Origin of the sequence: Leptolyngbya sp. PCC 6406 (assembly GCF_000332095.2) — a bacterium.
GTDB lineage: Bacteria > Cyanobacteriota > Cyanobacteriia > Phormidesmidales > Phormidesmidaceae > PCC-6406.
The window spans coordinates 958,113-964,710 of sequence record NZ_KI913949.1; the positions used below are offsets into that span (position 1 = coordinate 958,113).

Genomic DNA, 6,598 nt, shown 5'->3' on the forward strand with positions numbered 1-6,598 from the left:
GAAATGAAATGGAACCCAACATTAACGTGGTGGTGTTGGGTTACGCGATCGCTTCATCCAACCTACATAACTATTGTTCAAGGTGCCCTTAAGTCGGATTTCCTAAAACGTTTTTTGGAACATTTCTAGCCAATTGCAATCCATCAGCATATTGCCAGTATGTATCACACCAATAAATCCGTTTGAATTCAGCGTTTGAAAAGTCCGACTCTTTAAAATCAATCTCGTTGAAGAAAACATCAACAAAGCACGTCTCGCGGAAATTGATGTCTTCGAGAAAATTAGTATCAAAGGAGACTTTATCTAGACGTGCTTTCTGGAAGGAAACGTCCTTGAAGCCATAGAGCATAATGAATAAAACTTGAACCAAAACCGCTTCAGAAAAATTAGTTTCACTAAAACAAGAATGTTCAAAACTGATGTCATTGAGCCTAGAACCAGAGAAATTTACTCCTTTTATATCACTGAATTGGAATCTTATATCTTTAAAATTGGCTCGACTAAAGTTTACATTCTTTAGATCACTATTGATGAAACTTACGTTTTGGATTGATGCCTCACAGAAACTGATATTTTCAAGGGAAGCACCACTAAAATCAACGTTCTTTATGCAAGACTCACTGAAATCGACATTCTTGAGTTTGACTCCACTCAAATCCAGGTTTTCCAGAGGCACATTGATTAGAATGTTTGAGTCCCCCAAAAACTGGAGCAAGGCACTCAGTCGCTCTTTATCGAGTTCCCTTACAAGGGCTATAGTCTTCGCTCTAACAACAGCTAGAGCTTTCTTGTAATAAGCACTTTGGTGGTTGAGTTCAGCATCACCTGCTGTAGTCCATTTTTCATTGAGAATAATAGAAGATATTTCACTATAGTAATTCTTGAGGGCTTCCTGTAGTCTCTGTTCTCGCTCTTTGTTCTCCAGTATATTTCTCGCAATAAAACCTCCCATACTTAAAACAATGGGAATCAGAAGTAAGTTCATCCATTCCCAAGCCGTCTTTCCAAGTAAGGTGTACGCATCCAAGTCGACATTCAAAAAGCTCAATAGAATGGCCCGAAAAGAGATCAAGCCAGAAAATAAGTGTGGAATTAGAAGATTCAAAATTGCTACTGTTGAAAAAACCATCCCTCCTAGCTGAAGCCAAACAAGTATCCTGTATGACTTATTAACTCTCATGACTTCCTTGAGTGTCATGCCTCTATGGTTTTTGCTCCATTTTGCCAAGCTTTGAACATCTTTCAATATTGGTGATTTTTCCCAGTTCAATAGTGAATTAATAGCGTTCCAGAATTTCATTTGTTTCGAGGTTAAAGTGTTTGAATTAACTGATTTCAAAAAATACTCTCTTTGTTGTGTTTCAATAAACAGATGGTCAACAAAGAGAGCAGTTGAGTTAATGCCAAACCTGATTAATCAGGCTTCTTCTCCGGTAACAGGCACTTGTCAGAATCGCAGCCAGCGGGGCCAGCCTCTACTAGATCACCGCGATCGTAGCGAGACAGCGCCGAGTGAAAATCGGCGATGCGACGGCGGGTTTTTACCTGGGTCACCATGGCGTCATAGGTGGCCTTGTCGATGGGCTCAAACGGTAGCCGAGGGAAGGTTTGCAGATCATCAAAACGGGCTAAGAGTGCCGCCGAGATATAGCCCTCATCCGCTTGAATCCCTTCATAGATCCGCTGCGCTAGGGGCTCTACTTCCGCTTCTCGCAGCTCAATGGTGGCCGATGTATTGTGGGCGGTGTAATACTTCTGCACCTGCATGTAGAAATCAAACTGGGCTAGGGCCGAAAACTTCTCGATCGAGATTTCATCGGCACCGGGCAAATTCGCCCAAGAGACCTCCACGGGCATTTCCACCAGCCACTCCGTACAGCGGGGGTCGAAGGGATCATTGAGCAAATTGCCCTGATCGTCCTTGTCGGATTGGGAGGGGACTACCGAGTAGCCGTAGTCAATGCAGGCCAGGGCGACCGGGTCGTTTTTGCGGAAGGTGACGCGGCGGATGTAGCGCTGAGCCTTGGGGGGGTGCCAGCCGGGGGATGCCCCGGTGAGGAGAGACTTGGTGCCCGCAGGCTGTACTGTTGTACAGCGGTTAGGGCGCTTGATGCCATGGCGATCGCAGTAGTTGCCCACGACGCGATGGACGATTTCCTGCCAGCGGCTCAGATATACCTGCTCTTGGGCTTTGAACTCTAGCCCTTGCATGGTGTCGGGGCGACCCGCTTCCCACCACTTCAGCCAGTCCACCCCAAAGGCGATGACAAAGAAGTCGAATAACCCGGTGAAGGAGACCCCGACGATGGGGTCTTCTAGGCGGGATTCGCGGTAGCGCTCCTCCACAAACTGGTGATTCAGCAGACTGGCCACCGCCAACGCCCCAGCGGTAAAGGCGTCTTCCTGCTCTTGTAAATCCTGGGGATCAATTTGGTTGAGGTGGACCTCTGCTAGGTTGCAGTGGAAATTCTGGCCTATGATCTCACCACAGGGATTGAGACCATAGCGGCCTTGGCCTCCGGCGCGGCGCTCCGCTTCCCCAGCCCACTGGATCGCCCCTTCACCGGAGTAGAACTGCTTTCGCACCGCATCGGTGCATTCCGCCAGGGTGGGTTTGCGATGGAAGACCCGTGTGTGGTTGGCCATTCGTAGGGCATCCCGCTCTGGGTCAATGCGCCAGTTGCCATCTTCTCCCTGCTGCCACAGGTTGTCCTTTACCGTCGCTGCTAGGCTGTCTTCGCTGTCGAACTGACGAATTCCAGCGCTGCGGCGAATGTTACCCGCCACCACACAGGCGGCGGCTTCGTCGATCAGCAGGCAGCATTCCACCGAGGTGAGCTGGCGTCCGATGGCCTTGTTCAAAATCTTGGCGCAGCGCTCGTAAAGCGTGGGCAGCTTCACCGGGTTGGCGACGCCCCCGAAGCCCTTGAGCTTTTCTCCGGCGGGGCGCACATCGCGGAGGTCCACCGTCACTGTCACATCTCCGGTGAAGCGCGGATCAGAGGAGAGTTCCAGAATGGTTTGGTAGGACTTGACCCAGCCCTGGCGGCTGTCCCCTACTTTCACGGTGACTTGGTTGCCGTCAATGGTGACCTCTGTGACCTGCCGCCGCTGCTCCACGGGAGTGGTACCGATGGCCCCTTCTTGCTTCACGACCAGGAGATTGCGAATGACGGGCAACTGGTCAATGTATTTGGGCTCTAGTACGGCTCCGGTGCCGCAACCCATCATGGCCAAGTCCATCATCAGGCCAAAGGCTCGCCAGTCCACGACGTTGGTACTGGTGCAGTTGTAGGCTCCTGAGAAGTTTTCGGGCCGCTTGCTCCAGTCAGTTCCCCCGACCCAGAGCCAGCGGCCTGAGGGTAGCGCCTTCACCTCCTGCTGCATCCGGGCGATCAAGTCCCGCTCCTCAGGGGTGAGTTGGCCCAGCTCTACCAAACCGCCGAGGGTGCGATCGCAGACTTGCTGCCAGGTTTCCCGCTCTCCATCGGGGGTAGCATCCTTGCGGCTGTAGGTGCGATAGAACACGGGATAGGCCGTGGTCGCCGCTTCGGGGAAGGCGCTGTGGGCACGAGTGCGAGGGAGTTCCTGAACCATGGGTGCTGCCTGCTGAGGGGGGAAGGGACAAACGATGTGGATCCAAAATCCCAAGGCTCAGAAGATGCGCCTAGGGTAGGCCCAATGGACGCCTATCATACGTCACATCCTCTGGGAAATGCCACATTTAGGGTGACCCTCAGGTCAGCGATCGCTCAATTACGCTACCTGTGGGCTATTGCCCTTAACGTGATTTAGGGGAAAGTGGCAAGCGGCCCAGTGGCCGGGGGCGTATTCCTCTAGGGTCGGCATCGCCTGGTGGCAACGGTCTTGCCCGTGGGGGCAGCGGCCATGGAGGCGGCACACTTGGGGGTCAGGATTGATGGGGCTGCGGGGTTCCCCCGTGAGAGGAATGGGGTGGGGTTTGGCCTCAAAGCTGGGAATAGCGGAAATTAGCGCCTGGGTATAGGGATGGCGGGGATGGTTAAAGACTTGGTCCACGGGGCCAGATTCGACAATTTTGCCCAGGTACATGACCAAAACGCGATCGCACAAGAGCCGCACCACATTCAAATCGTGGGAGACAAATAGATAACTCATCCCCAGCCGTTCCTTCAGATCGGCCAAGAGATGGAGAATGATGGCCTGCACCGACACATCCAGGGCGGAGGTGGGTTCATCCAGCACCAGCAATTTGGGGTTGAGGGCAATGGCACGGGCAATGCCCACCCGCGCCTTTTGTCCCCCCGACAGTTGATGGGGAAAGCGCCCCAGCAGTTCCGCATCTAAGCCCACCAGTTCCGCTAGCTCTAGGGATCGCCGCTGAAGCTGACCCCTATCCCGAATCTTAGCCAGCCGCTTCAGGGGTTCAACAATGGTGTCATGGGCGGTATAGCGGGGATTGAGGCTATCGGTGGGGTCTTGGAACACCAATTGAATCTGGCTGCGCTGGCGACTCTGGGGAAACTGCCGCACCGCCACCGTGCTCAAAATTGTGTCCTCAAAGCGAATTTCCCCGGAGGTCACATCCAGCAACCGGGTAATCAGGCGAATCAACGTGGACTTGCCACAGCCCGATTCCCCCACTAAGCCGAGACTTTCCCCAGCCTGAATGTTGAAAGAGACGTGATCTACCGCGTGCAATATTGCCCCCTTGCCCACGGCAAAGGTCTTGGACAGGTCTTTGATTTGGAGCAGCGTGGTTGGGGGTGCGGTGGTGGTGGTCATGGGTGGGGAGTGGGGTGAAGGGTGAAGGGTGGATGGGAGTGGGGGAGTGATGGGGTATTGGGGTGTTGGGGAGTGGGGGAGTGATGGGGTATTGGGGTATTGGGGTATTGGGGAGTGGGGGAGTGATGGGGTATTGGGGTATTGGGGTATTGGGGTGTTGGGGAGTGGGATGAAGGGTGAAGGGTGAAGGGTGGATGGGAGTGGGGGAGTGATGGGGTATTGGGGTGTTGGGGTGTTGGGGAGTGATGGGGTATTGGGGAGATTTCGTAGGGGCAATCCCTTGTGGTTGCCCTTATTGCCGGGTGACCAGGTATTGGTTATTGGAGGCGGTCGTAGGGGCGGGTCGTAGGGGCGGGTTTAGCCAAAATGTACCGGGTAATTCGGTGTTGGCCAGTCAAAACCCGCCCTGGGCCGGGTGACCAACATTGGTGAGCAGGTAATTCGGTGTTGGCCAGTCAAAACCCGCCCTGTACCGGGCAATTCGGTGGTGATCAATCAAAACCCACCCTCTACCGGGTAATACGGTGGTGATCAGTCAAAACCCACCCTCCACCCTCCACCCTTCACCCTCTACCCTTTACCCTCCACTCTCCACCCTCCACCCTCCACCCTTCACAACGGCTTACCGCATGCCACCAAATGTTCGGGGGCGGCTTCGGTGCGGGGCAGGGGCGCTTGGTCGCAGATGCCGGTCTCGAAGCGATCGCAGCGGAGACTAAACCGACAGGGGGGAATGGTGGCGGCTTTTAGATCCGGTAGGTTGCCGGGGATGGGGATCAGGTCGGTGAAGGTTTTGTGGGGTTCGGGGGTGGCGGCAATCAGCTTGGTGGTGTAGGGATGGCGGGGGTGGGTGAAGAGACTATGGGTGGTAGCGGATTCCACCACATGGCCCGCGTGCATGACCACAATGCGATCGCAAAATTCAGAGGCCAGGGCCAGGTCATGGGTAATCAACACGGTGGCCATCTGGCGCTGATCCGCCAGATCCTTGAGCAGGTTCATCACCGTGGCCTGGGTGGTCACGTCCAGGCCAGTGGTGGGTTCATCCGCCACCAGTAGCCGGGGAGAACAGGCCAGGGCCAGGGCAATCATGATCCGCTGGCACAGCCCCCCCGATAGTTCATAGGGGTAGGCATCATAGCGTTTCTCTGGGTCGGGAATGCGGACACTGTTGAGCAGCTCAATGGCCTTGGCCCGTAGTTGCTCCCCTGGCAAGTCGCTGTGGCAGCGCAGCACATCCGTCAATTGCTTACCCACCCGCCGAATCGGATTCAGGGCCGTCCGTGGGTTCTGGAAAATCATCGAGAGTTCCTTGCCCCGTAGCGATCGCAGTGCCCATTCCGGTTCCTTCAGCAGATCGATCGATCGCTCCCCTGCCTGGAACCAAGCTTCTCCCTGGGTCACTTTCCCCGCTCGATCCAACACCCCCATCAGGGTAAAGGCCGTAACGGACTTACCCGAACCACTTTCCCCCACAATCCCCAAGGTCTCCCCTGGGTTCAGGGCAAAGCTCACCCCTTCCAGGGCCTTAACCACCCCAGCACGGGTCCGAAATTCCACACTCAGATTGTCAACAGAGAGTAAAGCGGTTTTGGGAGGAGCGATGGTGGTCATGGTGGGGGTGGGGGAGTGGGGGGGTAGGGGTGTGTGAGGGTATGAGGGTGGGGGGTAGGGGAGTGATGGGGTATTGGGGTATTGGGGGGTTGGGGTTATTTCCGTAGGGGCAATCCCTTGTGGTTGCCCTTGTTGCTGGGTGACCGGTATTGGGGTGGGTAGGGGCGCGGTTTCCGCGCCCAGTGCAGAATGTGTCTGTAGGGGCGGGTTTGGCTCGGAT

The 6,598-nt window shown here is 54.8% G+C and carries 4 protein-coding genes; all 4 read right to left on the minus strand.

The annotated features are described in order from the left end of the window. Nucleotides 1–88: 88 nt before the first annotated feature. Complete coding sequence (locus LEP6406_RS0204475; protein WP_027268839.1) at nt 89–1,300, minus strand: pentapeptide repeat-containing protein; 1,212 nt, start codon at nt 1,298–1,300, stop codon at nt 89–91. 113 nt (nt 1,301–1,413) lie between these two features. Continuing rightward, nucleotides 1,414–3,597, minus strand: coding sequence for a ribonucleoside-triphosphate reductase, adenosylcobalamin-dependent (nrdJ, locus tag LEP6406_RS0204480; RefSeq protein WP_008313050.1), 2,184 nt, complete (start codon nt 3,595–3,597; stop codon nt 1,414–1,416). Nucleotides 3,598–3,756: 159 nt separating this feature from the next. Then, on the minus strand, nt 3,757–4,764 hold the full coding sequence (locus tag LEP6406_RS0204485) for an ABC transporter ATP-binding protein (RefSeq protein ID WP_008313052.1): 1,008 nt from the start codon (nt 4,762–4,764) through the stop codon (nt 3,757–3,759). Between the two features lie 612 nt (nt 4,765–5,376). Then, nucleotides 5,377–6,378, minus strand: coding sequence for an ABC transporter ATP-binding protein (locus LEP6406_RS0204495; protein WP_008313054.1), 1,002 nt, complete (start codon nt 6,376–6,378; stop codon nt 5,377–5,379). Nucleotides 6,379–6,598 lie beyond the last annotated feature (220 nt).

Excerpts from the sequence above, each read along its gene's own strand:
- LEP6406_RS0204485 (WP_008313052.1), bottom strand. The coding sequence starts at position 4,764 with ATGACCACCACCACCGCACCCCCAACCACGCTGCTCCAAATCAAAGAC.
- LEP6406_RS0204495 (WP_008313054.1), bottom strand. The coding sequence starts at position 6,378 with ATGACCACCATCGCTCCTCCCAAAACCGCTTTACTCTCTGTTGACAAT.
- nrdJ (WP_008313050.1), bottom strand. The coding sequence starts at position 3,597 with ATGGTTCAGGAACTCCCTCGCACTCGTGCCCACAGCGCCTTCCCCGAA.
- LEP6406_RS0204475 (WP_027268839.1), bottom strand. The coding sequence starts at position 1,300 with ATGAAATTCTGGAACGCTATTAATTCACTATTGAACTGGGAAAAATCA.